Origin of the sequence: Streptomyces poriticola (assembly GCF_036689765.1) — a bacterium.
In the GTDB taxonomy this organism is placed as follows: domain Bacteria; phylum Actinomycetota; class Actinomycetes; order Streptomycetales; family Streptomycetaceae; genus Streptomyces; species Streptomyces poriticola.
This window is the reverse complement of the sequence record NZ_JBAGKH010000024.1, coordinates 49706-74425: the sequence shown is the minus strand read 5'-3', so window position 1 is coordinate 74425 and position 24720 is coordinate 49706. Positions and strand designations below refer to the sequence as shown.

General features: G+C 71.3%; 19 protein-coding genes and 2 pseudogenes. 7 read left to right on the top strand and 14 right to left on the bottom strand.

Going from position 1 to position 24720, the window contains the following annotated elements:
* Nucleotides 1–278: 278 nt before the first annotated feature.
* From V5O46_RS24400 to V5O46_RS24385, 4 genes and pseudogenes are all read right to left on the bottom strand, one after another.
* Entirely contained in the window at nucleotides 279–725 is a 447-nt protein-coding gene (locus V5O46_RS24400) for a phosphotransferase (RefSeq protein ID WP_332886845.1), read from the bottom strand.
* Nucleotides 726–1024: 299 nt separating this feature from the next.
* Nucleotides 1025–1291: pseudogene (locus V5O46_RS24395) on the bottom strand (NUDIX domain-containing protein); the annotation flags it as partial.
* 41 nt (nucleotides 1292–1332) lie between these two features.
* The gene (locus V5O46_RS24390) at nucleotides 1333–1701 is read right to left on the bottom strand and encodes a hypothetical protein (RefSeq protein WP_332886816.1); all 369 of its coding nucleotides are present in this window, start codon (nucleotides 1699–1701) and stop codon (nucleotides 1333–1335) included.
* Nucleotides 1702–2457: 756 nt separating this feature from the next.
* A complete protein-coding gene (locus V5O46_RS24385; RefSeq protein WP_332886815.1) occupies nucleotides 2458–3447 on the bottom strand; it encodes a LysR family transcriptional regulator in 990 nt (329 codons plus the stop codon).
* A gap of 145 nt (nucleotides 3448–3592) precedes the next feature.
* On the opposite strand from V5O46_RS24385, the gene V5O46_RS24380 reads away from it, so the two are divergent.
* Nucleotides 3593–3982 (top strand): DUF4345 domain-containing protein, encoded by a 390-nt coding sequence (locus V5O46_RS24380; RefSeq protein WP_332886814.1) that lies wholly within the window; start codon nucleotides 3593–3595, stop codon nucleotides 3980–3982.
* Between the two features lie 836 nt (nucleotides 3983–4818).
* A complete protein-coding gene (locus V5O46_RS24375) occupies nucleotides 4819–5832 on the top strand; it encodes an AraC-like ligand-binding domain-containing protein (RefSeq protein WP_332886813.1) in 1014 nt (337 codons plus the stop codon).
* On the opposite strand, the gene V5O46_RS24370 is transcribed toward V5O46_RS24375, so the two are convergent.
* From V5O46_RS24370 to V5O46_RS24345, 6 genes are all read right to left on the bottom strand, one after another.
* The gene (locus V5O46_RS24370) at nucleotides 5810–6676 is read right to left on the bottom strand and encodes a hypothetical protein (protein WP_332886812.1); all 867 of its coding nucleotides are present in this window, start codon (nucleotides 6674–6676) and stop codon (nucleotides 5810–5812) included. The genes V5O46_RS24375 and V5O46_RS24370 overlap by 23 nt on opposite strands.
* A 66-nt stretch (nucleotides 6677–6742) precedes the next feature.
* Entirely contained in the window at nucleotides 6743–7147 is a 405-nt protein-coding gene (locus V5O46_RS24365; RefSeq protein WP_332886811.1) for a peptidase inhibitor family I36 protein, read from the bottom strand.
* A 608-nt stretch (nucleotides 7148–7755) separates the two neighbouring features.
* The gene (locus tag V5O46_RS24360; protein WP_408649046.1) at nucleotides 7756–8259 is read right to left on the bottom strand and encodes a DinB family protein; all 504 of its coding nucleotides are present in this window, start codon (nucleotides 8257–8259) and stop codon (nucleotides 7756–7758) included.
* Between the two features lie 41 nt (nucleotides 8260–8300).
* Nucleotides 8301–8930, bottom strand: a complete 630-nt coding sequence (locus V5O46_RS24355) for a class I SAM-dependent methyltransferase (protein ID WP_332886810.1) — start codon at nucleotides 8928–8930, stop codon at nucleotides 8301–8303.
* Nucleotides 8931–9186: 256 nt separating this feature from the next.
* Nucleotides 9187–11961 carry a SpoIIE family protein phosphatase gene (locus V5O46_RS24350; protein WP_332886809.1) on the bottom strand — a complete coding sequence of 925 codons (2775 nt, stop codon included), beginning with the start codon at nucleotides 11959–11961 and terminating at the stop codon, nucleotides 9187–9189.
* A gap of 240 nt (nucleotides 11962–12201) precedes the next feature.
* Nucleotides 12202–14790, bottom strand: a complete 2589-nt coding sequence (locus tag V5O46_RS24345; RefSeq protein WP_332886808.1) for an AMP-binding protein — start codon at nucleotides 14788–14790, stop codon at nucleotides 12202–12204.
* A 336-nt stretch (nucleotides 14791–15126) separates the two neighbouring features.
* Here V5O46_RS24345 and V5O46_RS24340 point away from each other — a divergent pair, with 336 nt between their 5' ends.
* From V5O46_RS24340 to V5O46_RS24330, 3 genes are read left to right on the top strand one after another with little or no spacing between them, the layout of a single operon-like run.
* A complete protein-coding gene (locus tag V5O46_RS24340; RefSeq protein ID WP_332886807.1) occupies nucleotides 15127–16146 on the top strand; it encodes an iron ABC transporter substrate-binding protein in 1020 nt (339 codons plus the stop codon).
* A 1-nt stretch (nucleotide 16147) separates the two neighbouring features.
* Complete coding sequence (locus tag V5O46_RS24335) at nucleotides 16148–17737, top strand: ABC transporter permease (protein WP_332886806.1); 1590 nt, start codon at nucleotides 16148–16150, stop codon at nucleotides 17735–17737.
* A complete protein-coding gene (locus V5O46_RS24330; protein ID WP_332886805.1) occupies nucleotides 17734–18807 on the top strand; it encodes an ABC transporter ATP-binding protein in 1074 nt (357 codons plus the stop codon). Before V5O46_RS24335 ends, V5O46_RS24330 begins: the two co-directional genes overlap by 4 nt.
* 111 nt (nucleotides 18808–18918) lie before the next feature.
* On the opposite strand, the gene V5O46_RS24325 is transcribed toward V5O46_RS24330, so the two are convergent.
* From V5O46_RS24325 to V5O46_RS24310, 4 genes are all read right to left on the bottom strand, one after another.
* Entirely contained in the window at nucleotides 18919–20100 is a 1182-nt protein-coding gene (locus V5O46_RS24325; RefSeq protein WP_332886804.1) for an ABC transporter ATP-binding protein, read from the bottom strand.
* Nucleotides 20101–20177: 77 nt separating this feature from the next.
* Nucleotides 20178–21011: a carbohydrate ABC transporter permease gene (locus V5O46_RS24320; protein ID WP_332886803.1), complete on the bottom strand. Its 834-nt coding sequence runs from the start codon at nucleotides 21009–21011 to the stop codon at nucleotides 20178–20180.
* Nucleotides 21011–21892 (bottom strand): carbohydrate ABC transporter permease, encoded by an 882-nt coding sequence (locus V5O46_RS24315; protein WP_332886843.1) that lies wholly within the window; start codon nucleotides 21890–21892, stop codon nucleotides 21011–21013. The genes V5O46_RS24320 and V5O46_RS24315 overlap by 1 nt, the downstream gene beginning before the upstream one ends.
* An 83-nt stretch (nucleotides 21893–21975) precedes the next feature.
* A complete protein-coding gene (locus V5O46_RS24310) occupies nucleotides 21976–23271 on the bottom strand; it encodes an ABC transporter substrate-binding protein (protein ID WP_332886802.1) in 1296 nt (431 codons plus the stop codon).
* Nucleotides 23272–23492: 221 nt separating this feature from the next.
* Here V5O46_RS24310 and V5O46_RS24305 point away from each other — a divergent pair, with 221 nt between their 5' ends.
* Nucleotides 23493–24056 (top strand): GNAT family N-acetyltransferase, encoded by a 564-nt coding sequence (locus tag V5O46_RS24305; RefSeq protein WP_332886801.1) that lies wholly within the window; start codon nucleotides 23493–23495, stop codon nucleotides 24054–24056.
* A gap of 59 nt (nucleotides 24057–24115) precedes the next feature.
* Nucleotides 24116–24227: pseudogene (locus tag V5O46_RS24300) on the top strand (alpha/beta hydrolase); the annotation flags it as partial.
* Nucleotides 24228–24720: the final 493 nt, after the last annotated feature.

Below are 24720 nucleotides of genomic sequence, written 5' to 3'. Positions count from 1 at the left end.
CCGCTACGGCGAAGCCATGACCGCACTGCCCGACTGCATGTGCCCGCCCCGCGCCGAGGGCTGTTCGCGGAGGACGTGGACCCCCTCCCCGAGGTTCGGCCCGGCGCATGCCGGATCTTCGGCAGGAGACTTTGGGGTGATCGACCTCAAGGACGTGGAGGGACGGGTCGTCACCGGGCATCACAACAGCTGAGATCCATGGGCCAAAGTTCCGACAACTTTGGACCCGACAGTCGACTTGCCTAATGAAGGAGCTGGAAGTCGCCGTGGGTCTCCACTCACTCCAGCGGCGCCAGGTCCTCGGCCTGGTGGATCAGCTCACAAACGAACTCCTCATCGCCAGGGGTGAGATGAGGGCGTGCCGCTTCCAGGTGCCGGTCGGCCTTGGCGACGGCCGGGCCGCTGCCTGCGGGAGCCGGCCGCGGTGGCGAGGCCTCGTGGAAACGGCGCGCCAGCACACCAATCCGGCGGAAGACCTCTCGCTCCCGAGCCGGGGCGAGGATCCTGCCGTGCAGGGGCCGGCCGGGCAGCGCGGTGACCACGACGGCCCGCAGTTCCGCGTCGGCGGCCACCAGCCGGGGCGCGGCCGAACCCAGCGACCCGGCCCAGGTCCGCAGCGCCCGGACCTCCCGCCATGGAACTTGTCGTTCTGATGGGCTTTCACGTACCAGGTGCCGCCGGAGGCACCCCGCACACGCCAGACGCGGCTGTTCTCCCTTGTCCATGAGGTGTCGGTCCACTCGGTGATCCGGCCCACCGCGCGCTGCGCGAAGGCCTCGAGCGCAGCATCGGGACGGGTGCCGCGGCCCGGGCCGGTCGCGTCCGGGACCAGGCGGAGACGGTCAGCGCCGGGGTCGTAGGCGATGGCGTCACCGGACCTCTGGAAGTGCACGGCGATCCTGGCACCGGCCCGGTAGGCGTCCAGGCCGGCACGGCAGTACGCCACCATCCCGTCCGGCAGTGCGTCGAGCCACGACCACATCATCGCGTCGCACACGTCCTGCTCGGCGACGTGTGGCTCCCCGAGCCAGTTGCGGACTTCGAAGAAGTAGCCGGTACGCGATGCGCCGCCTGGGCTGCGGTGGTGCACGACGACGGCTCCCCGTACGTCGGCCGGGGCGATGACGACGCCGGTCTCCTCCCGTGCCCCACGCACCAGAGCGTCGACGACATTCTCGTGCGGGCCGTCCAGGTGCCCGGACGGCAGGTGCCACAGCCCGGCCGCATACACCTGCCCGGCCCTCCGCGACAGCAAGACCTCCAGCCCCTGTGCTGCCTCGCGCAGCAGCATCAGATGAACGTCCGCCGGTTCGGTGTGCCGCTGCCCCGGGTTCACCGCGCACCTCCGCCGCGCCGGGCGAGGAGGACCGTGAAGACGGCGTGCTCCGTGAGGGATCCACCGCAGGCGTGGGAGTCGAGCAGAGTCCGGGCCTCGGCCTCGAACGCGGCGTGCCGCTTACCGAAGAGCTCCGGCCTCGCGAAGGACGTGCTGCGCAGGTAGCCGATCACGGCCTTCGGCGCCCAGGCACGGTCCACGGAGTAGGGGTGCTCGGTGACGTCATTCCACGCCGATGCGGCGAGGTCTTCCTCGTACGAGCGGCCAGGCTCACGGTAGGCGGCATCGGTGCCGGCCCGGCGCTCGGCGCCCAGGTAGTGCTGGATGAGTTCGCGCAGCGCCCGGGGCACCGGGGCACCACCCATGCCAGGCGGTGGTGGAACCCCTTCTGGCACACCGTGGGGATCTTCGTCCTGTGGGGTCTGGCTCTGGCGCTCGTAGCGTGGACAGCGAGGGGTCTGGTGATCGCCTTCTTCTTCAATAGTGAGCCCCGTCCCGGGTGGCTTGGGCCCTGGGGGTTCGACCCGGACGACGCTTGCAGCCGTGTCGGTACGTCATGCGGAGCGGTCACCGGAGTGGTGATGCCGCTGCTCCTGCTGGCAACCACGACGTTGGTGTTCCTGGCCGGGCGGCTGTGGCGGGTTCGCCGGTTCGCCACGCGTCAGGCAAGGACGGAGCCCAGCCGCTTCGTGCGGACGGCGGGCAGCCTCATGGACGAGGTAGTAGGTCGCGACCAGCTCTGCAACGCGATCATGAACAACCTGCGTGACAGAAGGGCCCGGCGCCCTCACGTCGTCGTCGGCAAGGTCGGGGCGGGCAAGACGGCCGTGCTGGTCCGACTCGCCGAAAGACTTGCTGCCAAGGGGGCCGTTCCCGTCCCCGTAAGGCTGCGCGACGCCCGGAAGGAGCTGGACTTCAGCACGCTTGCATACAAGCGTTTCAACGACATTGTGCGGCCGAAAGTCCGGTCCGAGGCTGAGGCAGACAGGATGTGGCAGTGGCTTCGGCAGTGGTCCAGGGGGTACGGCACTCCCTGCGCGGTCTCCCACCGGCGGATCGCCTTGTGGTCCCGGCCGACGCGCTCGCCCAACTGGGTCTGGCTCGTACCGCCGACGTATCACCTAACGGTGATCCACCACCTGGTGATCCTTGAAGACGGGCTCCTGGTTCCGGCTTCGCTCGACCGGAGGAATCCCCAGCCACCACAGGGCGTCCGGTCCGCCGGCCGCAGCCCCGCGCCCGGCGAGCTCCCCGGCTGCCCGCCGCAGCGCCACCACCCCGGGTGTGTCCCGCCGGGGCGCCGCCCACGCCAGGAGCGCCGCGCACGGCGGGGCGTCCGCCACGTCGACGTACCTGACCCCGGGCCGGGGGAACAGCTCGCGGCACCCGGCCGACACCAGCCGCAGCCCGTTCCCCTGCACTACCGCGGCCAGACTTCCCTCGAACGTCGTCGCCGTGTGCCCGGTGTACGCCACGGGGGCACCGTCCGGCCGGGGATCGGCAGCCCAGAAGGCCCGCCAGCCCTCCGGCACGTCCGGCGACAGTCCCACCACCGGCACCTCAGCCAGCTCCGCGAGCGTCACGGACATCCGACAGGCCAGCGGATGCCTGTCCGCGAGACACACGACGACACGCTCCGTGGCCAACTGCAGCGACTGCACGCCCGGCGGCACCGGCCCGTAGCACAGCGCCGCGTCGAGCTCCCCGGCCAGCAGCGCCCGGAACTGCTCCACGAAGTCCACCTCGCGCAGCACCACCTCCCGCCCCGGAAGCTGCTTCTGCACCCGCTCGACCAAGGCCGTGATGACCGGCAGCGCGGTGACGTAGCAGCCCAGCACGACCCTGCCGACCGCGGCCCGCTCCTGTTCCCGCACTGCTTCCCGCAGGGCGTCACCCGCCGCCACCGCGTCCCGTACTCGCGGGAGCAGCGCTCTGCCGGCGGCTGTGAGCCGCACCTGCCGCGTCGAGCGTTCCAGCAAGGGAATTCCCCACTGCTCTTCCAGTCGCCGTATCTGCCGGCTCAGTGCCGGCTGGCTGATGTAGAGCCGCTGGGCCGCCCGCCCGAAGTGCAACTCCTGCGCCAGCACCAGCAGCAGCTGGAGCTGACGCATGGTCGGATCCCCGCCTCCAGTCATACACGGGACGTTATCAATCGGGGACGTATGCGCATCAGTGAGCGCTTTCCCCGCGCCCGGCCGGCCGCTGATGATGGAACCACCGCACATACCTGACCGAACCACCGAGCAAGGAGCCGTCATGCCGTTGTATCACCGTGGATTCCGGTCGGTGCTCGTGCTGCTGGGCCTGGTCATCGTGGGCACCGCCCTGGCCGACATCGCCATGGGCCCGTCCATCCTGCCCGGCAGCCCCGAGGTGACCCCCACGCTGGACAGCAACTATCGCTTCTTCGCCGGAATCTGGTGCGCCATCGGTATCACCATGCTGGCCGCTGCCTGGAAGACAGGGCTGCACGTCCACGGGGTGCGGGTGGTGTGCGGGGCGGTGTTCCTAGGTGGACTCACCCGCACCGTGTCGTACCTGGCGGCCGGTGCCCCGCATGCCGTGTTTGTGGTGGGCATCGGCGTAGAACTGCTGGTCCCGCCGCTGCTGCTCCTGTGGTCCGCCCGTGTCCACCGGGAGCCGTGAGCCGTGAGCCTCCCCGAGCGTCCTCGTGAACACCGCGCAGGACACCTTCGCGAGTCAGACCCGGGAGCTCGGCCCCCGGTCCCGAGGGTGATGCAGAGTGGTGAGAATCGAGGCATACGGTCTGTTCGACGACGACACGGGTGCTGCGGATACTCGGCGTTGGCGCCGGCCCGACAGCCGCTCGGGAAGGCGTCGACCACGACCAGAATTGCAGTGCTCTTCAGGGGAGGACCACTCTGAGGGCGACGGTGTCCACCCGCCCTCTCGGCCACCATGACGAGCCAGGATGCCGACGCCCGTGGGCGCCGTTCACCTGCATGGGCGGCACTCTCCCGCATCTGCCGGTCACGTCTGATGCCACGGCATTTCTCAGCCACGTCGGTGGTGCCCGCGCCCTGGGTGGTCACTTCGTGTGCACCTACTGCGACCGGACCGCAGGACTTCGGCGAACGGACCGCTTGATCCCCGTACGCGGCGATGACGACCGTCGGCGCACCTGCTTCCTGGAATACCGGAACGAGGACACGGTGACGGCTCACGACCTGTTCCACCACCGCGACGGCGGCTCCTGGCAACTACGCACCGGCAGCTACCCGGAGCCACGGATCGCCTCTTCGCGGCTCTCCGTGCAGTGCACCGCGGCGGGCCCGGGCATCCGTCAGGACAGCGCGGGGCACGGTGGGGAGGCGGGTCCTTCACGTCGGCACACCCTGACACCTTGCACAGACAGCTGGAGCCCGGTGATCACCACTGCAGTCGTCCGGGGCACCGCGTTCGGCCAGGACGACATCAGACGATGCTGCGGTGATCGTGGACACGGATGAGCGGGGGCTCACATGACCGGGGAACTCACGAAGCAGGTGTTCCGGACGGACGACGTACCCGTCGCGGACCGGTTCGACTCCTGGCGTTCGAGCCTGGCCAGGGCCATGGTGCCGGTTGAGATACGCAGCGACCGCGGCGGTGACTTCCGTGCGGAGATGACGCTGCTGGAGCTCGGCTCACTGCGTGTGGTCTCCGTGACCACGCAGCCGATGAGCCTGCACCGGACTTCGCGCCTCATTCGGCAGTCGGACCCGGGAGTCCTCCTCTGCTCCCTCCCGCTCCACGGCTCGCTAGGAGTCAGCCAGGCCGGACTGGAATCCGTCCACGGCCCCCACGAGATGTCCCTCATCGACGCATCGCTGCCCTTCGACTGTCATGTGCACGGCGGCAAGGCGCTGGTGCTGGAGATACCCCGTGCCCTGCTGGCTGTTCCCACGGGTGGGGCCGACCGGCTGCTGACCCGGCGCATACCGGGTTGGGAAGGAGTCGGCGCGTTGCTCTCGGGGTTCCTGATCCGGTTGGCGACGGACGGTGGCGCCTTCCTGCCCCCGGACGGGCCGCGGCTGGAGACGATACTCGCAGACCTGCTCTCCGCCACCCTGGCCCACCGACTCGACGCCGGCGACTTCCTGCCGCCCGAGACCGGAAGGTGGGCTGTGGCCATGCGCGTCCGGGAGTTCATCCGAGCACATCTGCGCGATCCTCAGCTGACCGTGCAGACCGTCGCCGCCGCACACCACATCTCCACCAGCTACCTGCACGTCCTCTTCCGCGAGGAAGGACTGACGGTCGCGGCATGGATACGCAGCCAGCGGCTGGAACGCTCTCGACGCGACCTGGCCGAGCCCGGGACGCCCGTCCAAGCCATCGCCGCACGATGGGGCTTCTCCCATCCGGCGGCCTTCAGCCGCGCCTTCCGCGCCACGTACGGCATGTCGCCCACGGAGTACCGAAGGGCCGTGCACTGCACCCCCGCGGAAAGGCCCCGGAACCTGGGCGCGGCTACGGGAACTGCAACTCCTTGAGCACGGCCCGGGCGTTCTTGTCCAAGACCTCGTTCACCTGCCGCAACCGCTCGAGTTCAGGATGCTGGGCGATGAGCTCGTGCTGAATACGCCGTTCGACCCGGGTCCACGTCTCCACCAGGCCGACCTCGGACTTGCACACGACATCGGCGACCGCCACGGCCCGTTCCGTATCCGACACGGCCGAGTCGTCCCCGCTCCACTTCCTGTCCGCCAGGGCACTCCGCGGAGACGTGTACCGGTAGCCCTGCGACCGCATGCACGTCTGCCAATCCCGCCATGTGGCTCGAACCTCCGGGTGCTTCTCGGACAGGTCCAGCGACCTCCAGTCCAGGCCGGCGAGCAGCCCGTAGTCGGCGGGCCCGGCACCGCGCCCCAGCCGCTGGCCGGCCTTCGCTGAGCAGCCCTTCCCTCCGTTCCCCTCCGGGCCGAGGAAGGCTTCCGCGGCATCGGGATCCTCCATGGTCCGATCGCGCATCCGGCCGACCTTCTCGGACCTCTCGTCGGGCGGAGCGTGGTAGCCGTACCGCTGCGCGACAGCCAGCTCGATCACTCCGTACCTGCGCACGTTGCGGACGCTCCCGGCGGCCGGCTCGGCAGGCACGTACCAGGTGAATCCCGCGTCCTCCATACACGTGCGGATCAGCAGGTTTCCGGCATGGTCGTAGTCGGCTTCCGCGTCGGGGCTGAGCCGGTAGGCATCGAGCGGGAGCTCCGTGGCCGCGGTGACCGCCGGTTCCTCCGCGGCGGGCTCGGACGTTGCCGACAGGGCGTAATGTCCGGCGCCGCCGACGGTGAGCAGCAGGGCTGCGCCCAGCAAAAGGTTTCTTTGCAGCTTTTTCATGCATCCACCCGGGTCCGAGGTCGGCCCCGCCGCGACACGGGGCGCCGGGGCCGGCACACACTCAGCTCAGCAGAAACGCCGGTGCGAGCTCGCGCGATTGTCACCGATGTTGTTGTTCTTCAGGTACGGGTCCCAGGCACCCGGCTTGAAGGCACTGGCGGCGCCCGAGAAGTTCGGGTGCTGGTAGAGCACCACGGTGCACGGGTTCTTGTTCTTGACCGAGCTCGCCTCGTTGTCGAGGTTGTCGTTGGAGTTGAACCAGTCGTTGTCGCCGTAGTCGCGGTCACCGGTGGTCCACTGGCGTGTGTGGCCGTCGTAGCGATGGTCCGGCTCGTTGTACTCGTAGTTCTCGAAGAGACAGAACTCGCCCGATGTGCAGAGCTGGTCGTTCTTGGCTGCCGAGGAGACACCCGCAAGGAGCGGGACGCCGACCAGCGTCGTGGCCGCGACGATCGCGATTCTGCGTATCATTGCCGAATTTCCTTTCCTGGTCCGTGGTTTCCGCACCCAGCCGAAGGCGTCAGCACTCGGCCTCCGGAACGGAATACACGCCATGTTCTCCGCACGCCTGCCAGAAGTCGTTGGCTGCGACTGCACACTCTCTTGGCGAGGAGCACACGGCTGCGTCCCGGCACGGATCCACCGGCCTTGATGCACATCGATGCCCTTGGAAGCTCACGGGTACGACGGTCTCGATGAATGGGGTCTCCACGGCGGCCGGCAGCCCACGGCCCGCGCCGCGCATCCGCTGACCCGGACCCCGCTGCAGAATGAACGTCGCCCGGCTTGTACCACAGCCGCCGGCTTGCGGCGTCGGCCAACGGCCTCCGGTGAGGCGCCGGTAGTCACGTTCCTCGCGTTGTGGATGCGGGCGGTGTGCCGGCCGAGAGACCACGGCGGCGCGTGACGGCGCGCGGCCCGCACACCTTGATCCGGTGCGGCTATGGGCGGACGGCGGACTGGACGGTGACGACCGGCGTCAGGCCCGTGCCGGGGGTGGGTCCGTACCGTGCCCACCTGTCGGGGAAACGCGACAACGCGGCGGTGACGCACCAGCGGTTCTCCGACGAGAAGGCGGATCAGCGGCCGGTCGTGCCGTCGATGAGTTCGCGGAGGATGTCCGCGTGGCCGGCGTGCCGGCCGGTCTCCTCGATCATGTGAGTCAGTGCCCAGCGGATGCTCGGAGCGGGGCGGTCGGGCCGCGACCGGGGTAGCGTGGCACCGAGATCGGCGTACTCGTCCAGTACGTCGTTCGCGCGCTCGACCGCGTCCCGGTAGCGGGCGACGACATCGGCCGCGCTGTCCGCCGGCCCGGCTTCGAACATCGCCTGCCAGTCGGTGACATCGTGCCCGAGGAACGTCGAGCGCTCGACGAACGTCAGGTGGTTGAGCAGGCCGAGCAGGTTCGTCCCCGACGGCACTGCCGCGGTACGTGCCTGCGGTTCGGGGATTCCGGCGACCTTCGCGACGATCGAGGTGCGCAGGTGGTCGAGGAATCCGCGCAGGACATCGGCTTCGCTGTCTCCGGTCCTGGGCGGCGGGTTGTCGCGGCGGCGGTGGGGACGCGTGGCGTCGGACACCATGGTCTGCCTTCCCTTGCCGGGGACGGTCACCGACCGCCGGGTCAGGCGGTTCGGCGGATGAGGAGGACGTGGTCGGTGACCTCGGCGGTACGCCCGTCCGGGCCGGTCGCGACCCGGCGGGGCGCGTCGGCCCGCTCGACCGCCCATGTCTGCAGGACCAGGCCGATCCCCGCGGCGACCTCGCGCGGGCTCGGGTAGCGGGTGTCGGGGTCCTGGTCCCACGACCACGGCGCGGCCGAGCCGTGGTCCACGACCAGCAGCCGCCCGCCCGGCCGCAGGGCGTGCGCGGCCGAGCGCAGGACCGTCGCCCGGTCAAGGTCGAAGGGGGTGTGCAGGTAGTGGGCGCAGACCAGGTCGAATCCGCCGGGCGGGAAGGACGTGTGTGCCACGTCGGCACGATGGGTGGTGACCTGCTCGCCCAGGCCGTGTGAGCGGGCGAGCGCGGCGAGCCGCTCGATCGCCACGGCCGAGATGTCGACGGCGGTGACGCGCCACCCCAGGCGGGCCAGCCACAGCGCGTCGCCGCCGTCGCCGCATCCGAGGTCCAGCGCAGCACCGGGCGGCAGGCCCGTCACCGTCTCGGTGAGACGGGCGTTGGGCTGCGGGCTGCCTGCTGCCGGTCGCGCCGCGTGGACGCCGTCCCAGAACGCGACCGCATCGGTGGTGCTCATCGAGTCTCCTCGCGTCGGTGTGCACTCAGTCTTGCGAGGCATCCGGCGGCCTGGCACGAAATCTTGCGGCCATGGCAAGTTGCCCGGCGGAACGCGATACGGAAGGCGACGTGCCGGACGCGGTGGGTCCGCGCCTTCGCGCGCCGGGAGCATGCGGTCGGCTCAGCGGGAGTTCCGGCCGAGGCCGCCGGGTCCCGCGCCGATCTGCGCCGCCTGCCGGTCGGCGGGCGGGCGCGGGTCGGCGGCCGGATCCCGGTCAGCTCCCGGGCATCGGCTGCTCAGCCCAGATGACCTTGCCGCGAGGGGTGTAGCGGGTTCCCCAGCGCTGGGCGAGCTGGGCGACGAGGAAGAGGCCACGGCCGCCTTCGTCGGTCATGTCGGCCTGACGCAGATGCGGAGAGGTACTGCTGGTGTCGGCGACCTCGCAGGTGAGCATCCGGTCGCGCAGCAGCCGTACCCGGAAGGGTCCGGTGGCGTGGCGGATGGCGTTGGTGAGCAGTTCGCTGAGGATCAGCTCCGTGGTGAAGGCGGCCTCCTCCAGCTTCCAGTCCGCGAGCTGCCGGAGAACGGCGTCACGTATCTCGGACACGATGGCCGGGTCCGGGGGGAGGTCGTCCCAGCAGGCCATGTCCGAGGCATCCAGACCACGGGGACGGACGACGAGCAGGGTGACATCGTCCTCGGCCGGCCGGGACGGCGGCAGGGCCGCTACGACGGCCCGGCAGGTCTCCTCCGGCGAGCGTCCGGGGTGGCCCAGAGTCTGCCGGAACTCCTCCAGCACGGTCTCGATGCACCGTTCGCGGTCCTCGACGAGGCCATCGGTGTAGAGCACCAGCCGGCTGTCGTCCGGCAGCTCGATCTCCACCGTCTCGAAGGGGAATCCGCCCAGGCCGAGCGGCGGCGCAGCGGGCACCTCGGGGAAGGTCACCGTACCGTCGCCGGAGACGAGCGCCGGCGGGAGGTGTCCCGCGCGCGCGAGACTGCAGCGGCGGGTTGTCGGGTCGTACACCGCGTACAGGCAGGTGGCTCCGATGAAGGCATCCGTGCTGCTCTCCTCCCGGGCCATCCGCGCGACCAGGTCGTCCAGACGCGTGAGGAGTTCGTCGGGGGTGAGCTCGAAGGAGGCGAAGTTGTCCACCGCGGTACGCAGCCGGCCCATGGTGGCGGCGGCATGGAGACCGTGGCCCACGACGTCGCCCACGACAAGTGCGATGCGGGCTCCCGACAGGGGGATCACATCGAACCAGTCGCCGCTGACTCCGGTGTGTGCGGGCAGGTAGCGGTAAGCGACCTCCAGCACGTTCTGTTCGGGCAGATCCTGGGGGAGCAGACTGCGCTGAAGGGCGAGGGCCGTGGCGTGCTCGCGGGTGTAGCGGCGGGCGTTGTCGATGCAGAGCGAGGCGAAGGCGACCAGCTCCGCGGCGAGGGAGACGTCGTCGTCCTCGAAGGGCGCGGATCGTCGCGAGCGGTAGAAGCCGGCCACCCCCAGGGGCACCCCGCGCGCGCTCAGCGGGACGGTGATGAGGGAGTGGACGCCACTGTCGAGGATCTTCGAGGCGCGTGCCGGATCCTGGGTGGCCCAGCAGCGCGAGGCCTTCAGATCCGCCTCCATGGCCGGAGAGCCACTGGCCAGAGACTGGGCCTGCAGGCTGGTGGGGGCGAAGCTGATCTGCTCGTCAACCGCGCAGAAGGGGAGTCCCTCCACTCCGGCCACTGCGGTGCGCTGCATCAGCAGGGCACCGGCTGCCGAGGGCTCGTCCCCGCGAAGCACAGCAGGGTACAGGTCGACGGTGACGACGTCGGCGAAGTTCTCGACCACCACCTCGGCCAGTTCCTCGGCGGTGCGGACGACGTCCAGGGTGGTGCCGATGCGGCGGCTGGATTCGCGCAGGAGTTCCAGGCGTCGCCGCGCCGCGAGGGCGAGCCTGCCGATCCCCGGTTCCCCGACGGCCAGCAGCCATCGGTGCAGGGGCCGCCCGCTCGCGTCGGTGGACGACGCTGCGGTGGGAGCCGGAACCTCGGTCGGCGGATCGCGCCGGGCAGCGGGGAGCCCTGCCGTTTCGAGCGTGTCGGTCCGCGGCACGGCGGGCGGGGAAGCGGGTGTCCTCTCTGCGGAGACCGGCGCGCGATGTCCGGGAACGATGACCTCGACCGCTACCCCCTCGCACACGTCCGCCACGGGGCGCGCCATGAGCGTGGCCACCCGTCCGCCCGAGACGGGTACCTCGATGGCGGCCCTGCGGCCCGAGGCGATCAGTCCTGCCGTCTTCTCCTCCAGGATCAGGCGGTCGGCGCCCGTCAGCAGGTCCTCGGCCGGGACTCCGACGACGATGTGCCTTCCGTCCGTGAACCGGGGTTCCTGCACCTGGCGAGCGGTCTGCATGTAGGCCCGCAGCAGGGAGCGCTCCCGGTCGGTCTTCTGTTCCAGCAGCCTTCGTTCGATAGCACGAGCGGCCTTGCCCGCCATGGTTTCCAGTGTCGGAGTGAATTCGGACAACTGGGTCGCAAGGTCCACAATGCCGACGAGGCGTCCGCTCAATGGCTCGTGCACGGGCACGGCCACACAGGCCTGCACGGTCCAGGCGTCGGCGAAGTGCTCATGGCCGTAGACCCGGCTGGCGCGCCGCTCCGCGAGTGCCAGGCCGATGGACGTGGTACCCCCGAGGGCCTCGTGGAAGCTGAAGCCGGGCGCCCCGCCGCCCGCGGTGTCGAGATAGCGGGTCATCTGCGGCTCGCCGGCCAGGCAGCGGAGTATCACGCCCTCGGCATCGGTGAGGATCACAGTGGACCAGGTTCCGGAGATCGCGGCCGCCAGTTCGTCGAGCACCGGCTCCGCCGCCCGGACGAGTTCCGTGTCCAGATCGGGTTCTCCCAGATAGGCGGTGCCCAGACTCGGAAGCAGACCCAGGGACTGGCAGCGGCTCCATGAGGACAGGATCTCGCTGCGCACCCCGGCGACGGCCGGCCCGCCGGCCAGGAAGCTCTCCCGGCTGCGCGCCATGACGTCGTCGCTGCGACCGTCGCGAGCCATTCGGACCACCCACCTGTAGACAATCAGGTGACGTTACGAAAATACACCAGGCGGTTTCGGACATCGCCTGCCGAGTGACGGACCAGCCCTGGCATCCATGTGGCCCCTGTGTGTCTTCCCGCGGGGGGCTGGTCGCGGCCGGCAGTCACGGAAAGTGCGCACCTGGGTTTCGTATCTCGGCCCACCGGAGGTGCGCCCAGCCTCTGCGGGCTGGTCTTCGCAGGTCAGAGGGCTACTCGCCTATGACAAGGGGGACCGTTCCGGAGGCCCCGCGGGGCGGAGCCCCCGTACGCGGACACGCGGCAGCGCCCGCATCGCGCGGTTCGCGGCCGCCGCATACGCCACGCCGAAGACCAGCGACGCCAGGAACGCCAGATGCCGGGAGAAGCCGTCGATCAGCGGATAGATCTGCCAGTGGGTCAGATAGACGTAGAGCGAGGCGGTCGCCAGGGCTCCGGCGAGCCGGTTGAGCCGCTCGTGGCTGGGGAGTGCCGGGACCCACACCAGCAGGGCGAAGCCCGCCACGATGAGCGCCTCGCGCATGGGCTCTCCGGGGAAGAAGCCCGGCACGGTCGCCAGGGTCAAGGCCGTGACCAGCAGACGCTGTCGCACGGTCGTGGCCTTGGCCGCCGCCCAGCCCAGGGCGAACAGCCAGAAGACGGTCACGGCGTCCGGCATCAGCGAGCGGTCGGGCAGGCCGAGGAGGTCGTAGCGCGTCAGCAGCCCGGCGGCTGCGATGGCCAGCGGCAGTCCGTACGGGAAGCGGCGCTCGGCGCGGTCCGCGCGGCGCAGGGCCAGCAGTGCCACGACGGCGACCAGGATGTAGACGAGTGCCTCGATGAACCAGAAGTGCATTCCGGTGGGGTTGTCGTGCGGCCCGAGGACGCTGTGCAGCAGGGCGAGATTACTGAGCGTGTAGTCGTCCGCGAGCAGCAGCATGCCCGCGATCCACACCATGCTCGGCACCGCGACCCTCGCGATGCTGGTCCGGGCGCGCCGGAGGCGTTCGCGCCGGGGATCGTCGGTGAGGTGGAAGCGGGCGAAGTTGTATCCGGCGACGGCGAGCAGCAGATGGGCGCCGCCCTTGACACCGAAGACATGGATGTGGGAACCGACGATGAAGAAGATCGCCAGGGCGCGCAGGGCGACGCTGGTCTCCAGGGTCCGCCTGCGGGGGCGGACCCCGGAAGGGATCGGTGACGCCGCGGGCTCCCCCGGCTGGGCGAGGTCGCGGATGGGCCTGGTGTGCCAGTCGGGCGGCAGGCTCCCGAGTCGCTTCTCCAACTGGAGGGACATCTCCACGTACGACAGCGAGTCCCCGCCGAGGCCGACGAAGCTGCTGTCGCGGGTCACGTCGGTGCGGTCGAGGATGCGGGCGTAGAGCAGGCACAGGTCGGCGGGCAGCGGCCGGGGGTCGTCGCTCTCCGGGGGGAGCGCACGCAGCGCCTCGTAGTCCGGCTTGCCGTTGGGCATCCGTGGCAGCTCGGCGAGCAGCCGGACGTGGACCGCGCCCGGCGGCAGGTGGCTCTCCCGTACCGCCAGGCCGCGTATTCGGTCCGCGTCGGCGTCCGGGGTGCCGGCCGCGGCGATGAGGAGGGAGGTGTCGTCGCCGGTGCACAGCGCGGTGACGCCCTGGCGGGCGAGGGCCGTCTCGATGCGCTGCGGGTCGATGCGCAGGCCGAGGATCTTCACGAAGCGGCTGCGCCGGCCGACGATCTCGTACAGCCCCTCGGGGGTGCACCGGGCGAGGTCGCCGGTGCGCAGTTCCCGGATGTCCCGGCCCCGTGCCAGGTCAGCGGGGGTGCGGGCGTAGCCGAGCATCACGTTCGGCCCGGTGTAGACGAGTTCCCCCGCGTCCGGGCCGGGGCCGTCGTCCACGGGGTCGAGGCGGAAGGCGCCGCCCGGCACGGGGACGCCGATGGACGCGGGATGGGCGGCCGCGAGGCCGGGCGGCAGATAGGCCATGCGGGCGGTGGCCTCGGTCTGGCCGTACATCACGAAGAGGTCCCAGCCGCGGCGCTCCCCCAGTTCGGCATAGCGGGTCACGGTCTCGGGGGCGAGGCGGCCGCCGGCCTGGGTGACATACCTCAGGTGCGGCAGGTCCATGGCGTCGAAGCCGACCCGGTCGAGCAGGTCGAAGGTGTACGGGACGCCGGCGAAGGCGGTGCCGCGTGCGGTGCGGAACAGTTCCCAGAAGCAGGCGTCGGCCACCGAGAGGCCGGTGAGGATCAGGCCTGCTCCGCGCAGCAGATGGCTGTGGAGGACGGACAGCCCGTAGCAGTAGTGCATGGGCAGCGTGGTGGCGGCGCGGTCGGTCTCGCGGATGCCCAGGTATGCGGCGATCGACTCCGCGTTCGCCTGCAGGTTGCCGTAGGAGAGGCGGACCAGCTTGGGCGAGCCGGTGGAGCCGGAGGTGGACAGCAGCAGGGCGAGGTCCGGGTGGAGGTCGTGGGTGCTCCCCGTGCGCCGTTCGTCGAGGACCCAGGGCTCGCCGGGAGCGGCGGGCCGTACGACGACATCGGGATCGTAGGCCTCCGTCAGCGAACGCAGCGCCTCCGGGTGGCCGCCGGGCACGAGCAGGACGGGGTGGCCGGCCGACAGGGCGGCGAGGTGGACGATGAGCGCCTCCGGCGAGTTTGCGCCAGGCAGCAGCACCAGACGGCGCTCGGGGCCGAGGCGGCGGGCGGTGTCCGCCACGCGTGCGGCCAGCTCGCGGTAGGTCGTCTCCCCGTCGGGGGTGAGCAGGGCCGTACGGTCGCCGTGGGCCTCGAGGTCCCGGGCGAGGGGCAGGGTGCTGCCGCTGGTGAGCAGGTCGGGGTGGATCGTCACGGCGGGCATAGTAGGTAAGCCTGGCCTTATTCGGAAGGGGGTGCGCGCTGCGGCGCGGGTGCGCGGAGTGGTCGTGCGCGCCGTCCGCGGGGCAACTGCTTCCGCCCACAGGCTCATTGGGTGCGAGCGAAAGGATCAAGCCAGCCGGCGCAGTCGGCTCCTCGCCGGTTTCGCGGCCGAGCCGTTACATCCCACCCTCTTGACGCTTAGGTTAGCTTTACCTTATCCATACTGCTGTTCCTCGGTTCCTCCCCGGCGCCGATCCACCGCCCTTCGCCGGCCCCTGCCCCGGGGCGGCGCGCCGACGACGGGCACAGCAGGAAGGCACCCCCGCTCATGCGACGCCCGTTGGCCCGCACCCTCACCGCCCTCGCCGCGGCAGCCCTCGTATCCCCCTTGCTCGCGGGTTGCGGCAGCGATGAACCGGCCGGCCTCGTGATCTACTCGGGCCGCAACGAGAAGCTCGTGGGATCCCTCATCGACAAACTGGAAGAGTCCCTCGACACCCGGGTCGAGGTCCGCTACGGAGGCAGCGCGGAGCTGTCCGCGCAACTGCTGGAGGAGGGCGACGCCACCGAGGCGGGCCTGTTCCTCTCCCAGGACGCCGGCGCGCTGGGAGCGCTGTCCAAGGAGGGCATGCTGGCGCCGCTGCCGCAGACCGCCCTGGAGAAGGTCGAGCCCGCCTACCGCGGCGCCGCCGGGGACTGGGTCGGACTCAGCGGACGGGTCCGCGTCATCGCCTACCACCCGGATAAGGTCCCCACCCCGCCGGACTCCGTCCACGAGGTGGTGGAGCCGGAGTGGAAGGGCCGGGTCGGCTACGCCCCGACCAACGCGTCGTTCCAGTCGTTCGTCACCGGTATGCGCGTGCTGGAGGGCGAGGACGCCACCCGTACCTGGCTCAAGGGGCTCAAGGCCAACGGCAAGCCCTACGACAACAACCTCGCCGTGATGGACGCCGTCGACTCCGGCGAGGTCTCGCTCGGCCTGGTCAACCACTACTACTGGTACGAGCGGGTCGCGGAGAAGGGCGAGGACGAACTCGACGTCAGGATCCACTACCTCGCCGAGAGCGACCCGGGCGGCCTGGTCAATGTGGCCGGCGTCGGCATGCTCAAGGGCGCGGACGCCGAGCAGAGCGGGTACGCCCGCCAGGCCGTGGACTTCCTGCTGTCGGCCGAGTCCCAGCGGTACTTCGCCGACAAGACCAAGGAGTACCCGCTGGCCGCCGGCGTCACCAGCGAGGTCGAGAACCTGCCGCCCTTCGAGTCGCTGACCAAGCCGGAGATCGACCTGGGCGAACTCGACTCCCTCAAGGACACCCTGGCCATGCTCCAGGACGTCGGAATGGTCTGAGGTGACCGACCCGACGACCGGGCACTCCGCCGACCGCCCGGCAGCGGAAGCCACGCCGCTCGCCGGGCGGCGGCGCGTCACAGCGGACCGCCGCCCGTCCCCCGTGCTGCTCGTCCCCGCGTGCGCCGCCGCCCTGCTGGCGGTGCTGCCGCTGGGCTATCTCGCCGTCCGCGCCCTGGAGCGCGGCCCGGCCTACGCCTGGGACGTCATCGCCGACGACCGTACGGCGCTGCTGCTCGGCCACAGCCTCGGACTGACCGCCACCGTGGTGCTCGGCTGCCTGGTGCTGGGCGTCTCGCTCGCCTGGCTGACCGTGCGCACCGCGCTGCCCGGTGCGCGGATCTGGTCGGTGCTGGTCACCCTGCCGCTGGCGGTGCCCAGCTATGTGGCCGCCTTCGCCTGGCTGTCGGCGGCGCCGGGCCTCGCCGGCTTCGCCGGCTCGGCGCTGACGCTGACCCTGGTCAGCTTCCCGTACGTGTACCTGCCCGCCGCCGCCGCGCTGCGCCGCACCGACCCCGCGCAGGAGGAGGTGTCGCGCTCGCTGGGACACGGCAGGGTGCGCACCTTCCTCCGCGTCACGCTGCCGCAGCTGCGCCCGGCGGCCGCCGGGGGCGGGCTGCTGGTCGCGCTGTACGTGCTCAGCGACTTCGGAGCCGTGTCGCTGATGCGGTACGACACCTTCACCCGCGGCATCTACACCTCGTACCGGGCCAGCTTCGACCGCACTCCGGCCGCGGCGCTCAGCGCCGTACTGGTGCTGATGACGGTGGCCCTGGTGGCCGCGGAGACCCGCACCCGCGGCCGGGCAGGCCACGCCAGGACCGGCACGGGCACGGCCCGCCCCGCCGAGCCCGCGCCGCTGGGCCGGCTGCGGCTGCCGGCGCTGGGCTGGTGCGGCGCGGTCGTCGCCCTCGCCGTCGGCTTCCCCCTCGCGACGCTCGGCTACTGGCTGGCCGTCGGCAACTCCGCCACCTGGGACCCCGGCTCCCTCGCCGACACCTCCCTGACCACTCTGGGCACAGCCGCTGCGGGCGCGGCGCTCACCACGCTGCTCGCCCTGCCGGTGGGGGTGATCGCCGCCCGCCACCGCGGCCGGGGCGCACGGCTGCTGGAGCAGGCGGCCTACGCCGGACACGCCCTGCCGGGCATCACCGTCGCCCTCGCCCTGGTGTTCTTCGCGGTCCGCTACGCCCGGCCCGTCTACCAGGAACTGCCGCTGCTGGTGTGCGCGTACGCGGTGCTGTTCCTGCCGGTGGCGGCGGCCGCCACCCGGGCCGCGGTCCTCCAGGCACCGCCCGTGCTGGAGGACGTCGCCCGCTCGCTGGGGCGCTCGCCGCTCGCGGTGCTGCGCACGGTCACGGTGCCCCTGGCGGCACCCGGCGTCGCCGCCGGGGCGGCCCTGACGTTCGTGGTGTGCATGAAGGAGCTCCCCGCGACGCTGCTGCTGCGGCCCACCGGCATGGACACCCTCGCCACCCGGCTGTGGACGGAGACCGGAGCGGGTTCGTTCGCCGCCGCGGCCCCCTACGCCGCCGCGCTGATCCTGCTGGCAGCCGTCCCGTCGTACCTCCTCGGAAGGCACAGAACATGACCGACCTTCAGATCAAAGGACTGGTCAAGGCGTACGGCCTCGGGGCCACGGTCCTCGACGGGCTCGACCTGACGGTGCCCGGCGGCGCGCTGGCAGCGGTCCTCGGCCCCTCGGGCTGCGGCAAGACGACCATGCTGCGCATCGTCGCCGGGTTTCTGCGGCCCGACGCGGGCAGCGTCGCCGTCCACGGGCGCATGCTGAGCGGGCCCGGTGCGCATGTCGCCCCGGAGCACCGCCGCGTCGGCATCGTGCCGCAGGAGGGCGCGCTGTTCCCGCATCTGAGTGTGGCCCGCAACGTGGCGTACGGCCTCGGCGGCGTCGACCGGACCGCCCGCCGTGCCCGGGTGGAGAAGATGCTGGAGCTGGTCGGGCTCGCGGGCTACGGCGAGCGCATGCCGCACGAGCTGTCCGGCGGGCAGCAGCAGCGCGTCGCGCTCGCCCGGGCGCTCGCCCCCGAGCCGCAGCTGGTGCTGCTCGACGAGCCGTTCAACGCCCTGGACAGCGCGCTGCGGGCCGGAGTGCGCGACGACGTGCGCGCCGCCCTGCGCGCGACCGGGGCCACGGCCGTGCTGGTCACCCACGACCAGCAGGAGGCGCTGTCCACGGCGGACCTCGTCGCCGTCGTCCGCGACGGCAGGATCGCCCAGTGCGGCACGCCCGAGGACGTCTACCACCGCCCGGCCGACCCCTGGGTGGCGGGCTTCGTGGGCGACGCGGTCCTCGTCTCCGGCACGGCGGACGCCGGGGGCGCGGCCACGGCCGCCACCGCGCTGGGCCGGGTGCCGCTGGCTGCCGTACCCGCCGGTCCGCGCGAGGGTCTGGTGCTGCTGCGCCCGGAGCAGCTCCGGCTGACCGACGCCGCGCCGGGCGAGGCGCGCGGCACCGTGACGGATGTCCGCTTCTACGGCCATGACGCCATGGCCACCGTCACGGTCGAGGGACTCGACGCCCCGGTCGAGGTGCGGGTGCCCGGACGGGTCCCGGTGCGCCCGGGAGGCCGCACAGGCATCCAGGTCACGGGCGAGGCCACCTGGCACCGTGCGGTCGTGCCGCCTCGGGCCGGCGGCTAGGGCCTGCCCGGCGGCCCGTTCGCCGGCAGCGGATCATTGCCTACGGCAGGTGAACCCGGGGAGGGCAGGCAGGCGGCCCCGGACGACCGCGCACGGCTCGGGGCCCGCCGCTCACTCCTCGCGGTGGGTGAGGTTGGCGCCGTTCGCCGGGTCGAAGACGTGCATGCCGGAGGTGTCCACGTACAACTCGGCCTCGCGGCCCTCGCGCACCCTCGCCGCCGTACTGAGCCGGGTGACGATCTGGTGCCCGTCGCCCCCTGCCTCGGCGACACCCGAGTCCGCCGCGAGCTCGCTGAGCTCGGCCGAGACCGCCGGCTCCCAGCCCTCCTCGGTGAAGTGGGCGAAGACGTCCGAGCCGAGCGACTCGACCACGTCCACCGTCGCCGTGAACCGGGCCCCCTCTCGGGCCGGGTCCACCAGCGCGGCGTCCTCGAACGCCTCCGGGCGCAGCCCCACGATCAGGTCGCGGGGTGCGTCCTGCTCCTGGAGGCGCCGCAGCACCTCCGGCTCCAGGGGCAGGTCGCCCACTGCGGTGCGCAGGGTGCCCTCCTCCAGGGTGGCGTGCAGGAAGTTCATCGCGGGGGAGCCGATGAAGCCCGCGACGAACAGGTTGCGCGGTTCGTCGTACAGGTGCTGCGGGGTGCCGACCTGCTGGACCACCCCGCCGCGCATCACCACCACCCGGTCCCCGAGCGTCATGGCCTCCGTCTGGTCGTGCGTCACGTACACGGTGGTCGTGCCCAGCCGCTGCTGGAGACGGGAGATCTGGGTGCGCATCTGCACCCTCAGCTTGGCGTCCAGGTTGGACAGCGGCTCGTCCATCAGGAACGCCTTGGGGCTGCGCACGATCGCCCGGCCCATGGCGACCCGCTGGCGCTGGCCGCCGGAGAGGTTGGCGGGCTTGCGGTCGAGGTGCTCGGTCAGGTCGAGGATCCGCGCGGCCTCCTCGACCTTGCGCGTGACGGTCTCCTTGTCGGTCTTGGCCAGCCGCAGGGCGAATCCCATGTTCTCGCGCACGCTCATGTGCGGGTACAGGGCGTAGCTCTGGAAGACCATGGCGATGTCGCGGTCCTTGGGCGTCCGGTCGTTGACGACCTCGCCGCCGATGCGGAGGGTCCCCTCGGTGATGTCCTCCAGACCGGCGATCATGTTCAGGGTGGTGGACTTCCCGCACCCGGAGGGCCCCACGAGGATGACGAACTCCCCGTCCGCCACGGTGAGGTTGACGTCCTTCACGGCCAGGGCACCGTCGGGGTACCTCTTCGTGATGCCCTCGAGAACGATCTCGGCCACAGTGGGTGCTCCTTGGAGAGAGGGTGCCGTGGGCGGCGGTGGGGCGGAGGCCGCGGCCGGACCGGATGCCGTGCCGGTCAGCCCTTGACGGCTCCGGAGGTCAGTCCGGCGACGATGCGGCGCTGGAACAGCAGGACGAAGAGGATGATCGGCACGGTGATGACGGTGGCGGCTGCGGCGATCGACCCGGTCGGCTGCTGGAACTGGCTGCTGCCGGTGAAGAACGCGATCGCCGCGGGCACCGTGCGCGCCGCCTCCGTGGAGGTCAGCGAGATCGCGAACAGGAAGTCGTTCCAGCAGAAGATGAAGACCAGGATGGCCGTGGTGAACACCCCGGGGGCGGCGAGCGGCGCGATCACCAGGCGGAACGCCTGCGCGGGCGTCGCCCCGTCGACCTTGGCGGCCTTCTCCAGGTCCCAGGGGATCTCCCGGAAGAAGGCCGACAGCGTGTAGATCGCCAGCGGCAGCGAGAACGTCATGTAGGGCAGGATCAGCCCCGGCCAGGTGTCGAAGATCCCCAGCAGCCGCTCGATGTTGAACAGCGGCGAGACCAGCGAGATGGGCGGGAACATCGCGATGAGCAGGGACAGCCCGATGAGCAGCCGCTTGCCGGGGAAGCGCAGCCTGGCCACCGCGTAGGCCGCCATGGTGCCGAGGACGACCGCGATGAACGTCGCGATCAGCGCGATGCCGATCGAGTTGATCAGCGCCCGGGTGAACTCCGAGGTCTGGAAGATCCCCCGGTAGTTCTCCCAGGTCCACTTGGCCGGGATGAAGTTCCCGTCGGTCAGGGTGGAGGGGTCCTTGAAGGACAGGGCCACGATCCACCACACGGGGAACAGCGCGTACGCCACGACGAGGACGTTGACAACGGTCCATCCGGTGAGGTGCCGCTTTCCCGCGCCGGCCATCAGCGGCCCCCCTGCTCTGATCCGGGGGCAGCCGCCCCGAAGAGTCTGACGAAGACGAAGGCGATCACCGCGACGCAGAGGAAGACGAGCACCGAGATCGCCGATCCGATCCCCAGGTTCAGCGCGGTGAACAGGTTGTCGTAGCCGAGGATCGACACCGATCCGGTGCCGTGGGCGCCCGCGGTCAGGATGAAGATGGAGTCGAAGACCCGGAAGGCGTCGAGGGTGCGGAAGAGCAGTGCCACCAGGATCGCCGGCTTCATCAGCGGCAGGGTGACCCGCAGGAACCGCTGCCAGGCGCCGGCCCCGTCGACCATCGCGGCACGCAGCGTCTCCTCCGGCACCAGGGCGAGTCCGGCGAGCAGCAGCAGCGCCATGAACGGGGTGGTCTTCCACACCTCGGCCAGGATGATCAGCCCGAGGGCGGGCCACTGCTCGGTCAGCGGAGCGTCCCCCTCCGGCAGCAGTGCGGCGAGGTAGCCGGTGTCGGGCGTCCAGGCGTACTGCCAGGAGAAGGCGGCGACGACCGTGACGATGCCGTACGGCACCAGGATGGCGGTGCGTACCGTCCCGCGGCCGACGACGGTGCGGTGCATCACCAGCGCCAGCGCCATGCCGAGCACCAGCTCGACGGTGACCGAGACGACGGTGATGAACAGGGTGACCCAGAACGCCTCCCACCAGAACGGCGAGGAGAGCACCGCGCCGTAGTTGCTCAGGCCCACGAACTCGGCCTGGCCGGGGAAGCGGAGGTCGTAGCGCTGCAGCGAGAGGTAGACCGCGTAGCCGATCGGATAGGCGGTGACCGCGACCATCACCAGGACCGCGGGTGCGCACAGCAGCCAGCCCAGGCGCCGCTCCTGCCGCGCCCCCTCGGACAGGCGCCCCGCCTCGGCGGGTCTCCCCGCGTCCGCCGGCCCGCCCTCGCCCCCGCCCCCGGCGCCCGGTGCCGTCGCCGTCCGTCTCACGGGACCAGCCCCTTCGACTCGAGGGCATCCTGGATCTGGGTGGACATGGTCTCGACGGAGCTCTCGGGGTCGATCGCCGAGGGCGGGGACAGCGTGTGCGAGATGACGATGGACACGTTCTGGTAGGCGGGCGTCTGCGGCCGGACACTGGCGTTCTCCAGGGACCGGAAGATGGCGTCCGCGAACGGGTAGCTCTCCACGAACTCCTCGTCGAAGTAGAGCTCGCGCAGAGTGGGCGGCAGCCCGCCCTTGACCGCGGCGTTGATCTGGTTCTCCTTGTTGCGCAGGCAGAGTGCCGCCTCGAACGCCAGGTCCGGATGCCGGGAGTAGGCGCCCACGGCCAGGTCGATGCCGCCGATGGTGGGCCTGGCGGGCCGGGAGGCGTCCACGCGCGGGTAGGGCGCCCAGCGGAAGACCTCGGACAGCTCCGGGTTGTTGGCCTGCATCGCCGGATACACGAAGGGGTAGTTCAGCTCGAAGGCAGCGGTGCCGGCCTCCATCGCCAGCCGGTTCTGGTCCTCCATCTGGTTCGGCAGGGAGGGGTCGGCGGCCGGGGAGCGTGCCAGATCGCGCATGACGGCGGCGGCCCGGACGGCCGGCGGCCCGAGTGCGGGAGCCGTGGCGTCGGCGTTGAGGATGGAACCCCCGGCGCTCGCCACCAGTGTGTTGAACCAGACGGTGAGCCCCTCGTACTGCGCACCCTGGATCTCGACGTAGTGGGGCTTGCCCTCGCCGGCGAGGCGGCGTGCCTCGTCGAGCATCTCGGACCAGGTCGCCGGCGCTTCCTCGACGAGGTCGGTGCGATACCACAGCAGCTGCGTGTTGGTGTTGTACGGGACCGCGTAGAGGCGGTCGTTCCAGGTGCCGGTCCGGAGCGGCACCTCCAGGGTGCCCTCCTCGGCCTCCGCGCGGTCGTCGCCGCTCCACGGAAGGATCCAGCCGGCCTCCGCGAACTCCGGCGTCCAGGTGACGTCCAGGCCCATGATGTCGATCGACCGGTCCTCGGCCGCCATCCGGCGCACCAGCTGCTGGCGCTGCCCGTCCGCCGTGCGCGGCAGCTTGTTGTACGCGATCCGGTAGCGGCCGCCGGAGTCGCGCGAGCAGTTCCGCGCCGCCTCGGCCAGGGCGCCGGAGTCGTCGGGGAAGTTGTACCAGTTCAGGGTCGGCGGACCGGCGGATTCCCCCGAGCCGCAGGCCGTCAGCAACGACGCCACGAGCGGCAGGACGATCAGACGGCGCAGCCGCTTCACAACCGCCCTCCACAGATCCGCACCTCGGCCCTCAACCGACATGCCACGACCGTAGGGCTCCGGCCGCGGCCCGGGGGCGGCGCCGGAGGTCCGGGGGCGGCAAGCTCACCCGGGTGGCGCAGAGCACGCTCCGGCGGGGGCTGCAAGAACCCGTCATCGGTCCGGGCGTACAGCCCCCAGCCCCTGGGCTGCTCGTCAAGGCGCGCCACGTACCATGCGGAGTCACTGAGCCCGCTTCCGCCTTTTCCCGTCCTGGAGTCACCATGCTGTTGCCCTGTCCGGAGGTACTGCCCGGGGAGGGCTTCACCCTGCGTCGGCACTGCCGGGCGGACCGGGAGGCGTTCGCGGCCTTCCTCACCGACCCGGAGGCCACTCGCTACATGGCCTTCACAGCCGAGCAGAGGACGACGCAGGGTGCGCAGGACATGCTCGACTACGTGATCTCCGCCTACGGCTCCGATCACGAGGTTCTGTCCCTGACCGTCGCGGACGCGGCGGACGACTCGTACCTGGGCTCGATCGGGGGCAGTGCCACGGAGACGGAAGGGGTGGTGGAGATCTACTACACGGTCGTCCCCGGCGCACAAGGGCGTGGTCTGGCCACCGGGGCCGTGCGGTTGCTGCTCGCGTACCTCTTCTCGCTTCCCGGTGTCACAGCGGTTCGCGCGGACGTCACCACGGAGAACCAGCCGTCGCTGCGCGTCCTGGAGAAGCTGGGCTTCCAGGACCGCGGTCCCGTGGAGCGGAACGCCGGTGGCGGCGAGCTCGCCCACGGCTCCCTCCGCGGGCGCCGGTACGTACTGGACGCTGACGCCTACGAGGCGTGAGCCCGGTCGCCGCTCCGGTTGGGACACGGGCGGTCCCGGGAGCCCGAGGAGGCCGATACCTGGTGAGCCAGGACACCTGGGAGCACGATCTCCCTCGTCTCGCGCGAGGGCACCGACGAGGTCCAGCCGGCACTCTTCCGTGACCACCGGAACAACCTCCCGCTCTACCCGGGCGACACCGAGGACGCGGAAGTGCACCTGCTCGACGAGTACCGGGCGACAGAGCGGACGACGCCACCGTTCCTCCCGGTCGTCGGCGAGAAGTGAGTCCGCTGCCCGTCGTGGACGGCCGGTCGCGCGGACGCTCGGTGGAAGACCGCGTGGTGCAGCGGCCGTTGCCCGAACCCGTCCGGCTCGCCGCGGATCTGCGCCACCGCCGACTTCTTCGGGAGATCGTCTGCCGCGGTGAACTTCGGTGTTCGCACGGACGAGCAGGTGGCGCGGGACGAAGGCGGCACGCCGGGGCGCTCGTGCGGACCTCGGTCAGGAAGGGCCAGGACCTCGGGGCGGCGGGGCCGTGCTCGACGGCGGCGCGTTCGCGGCGGCCCCGGCGACCCTTACGGAAGTCTGACGCGGCGCCCTTTTCCGCGTCGGTCGAGCCGTCGGAGTGGTCTTCTCGGTGGCGGCGCCTACGGCCGACGCCCGCCGCGTCACCTACCGATCC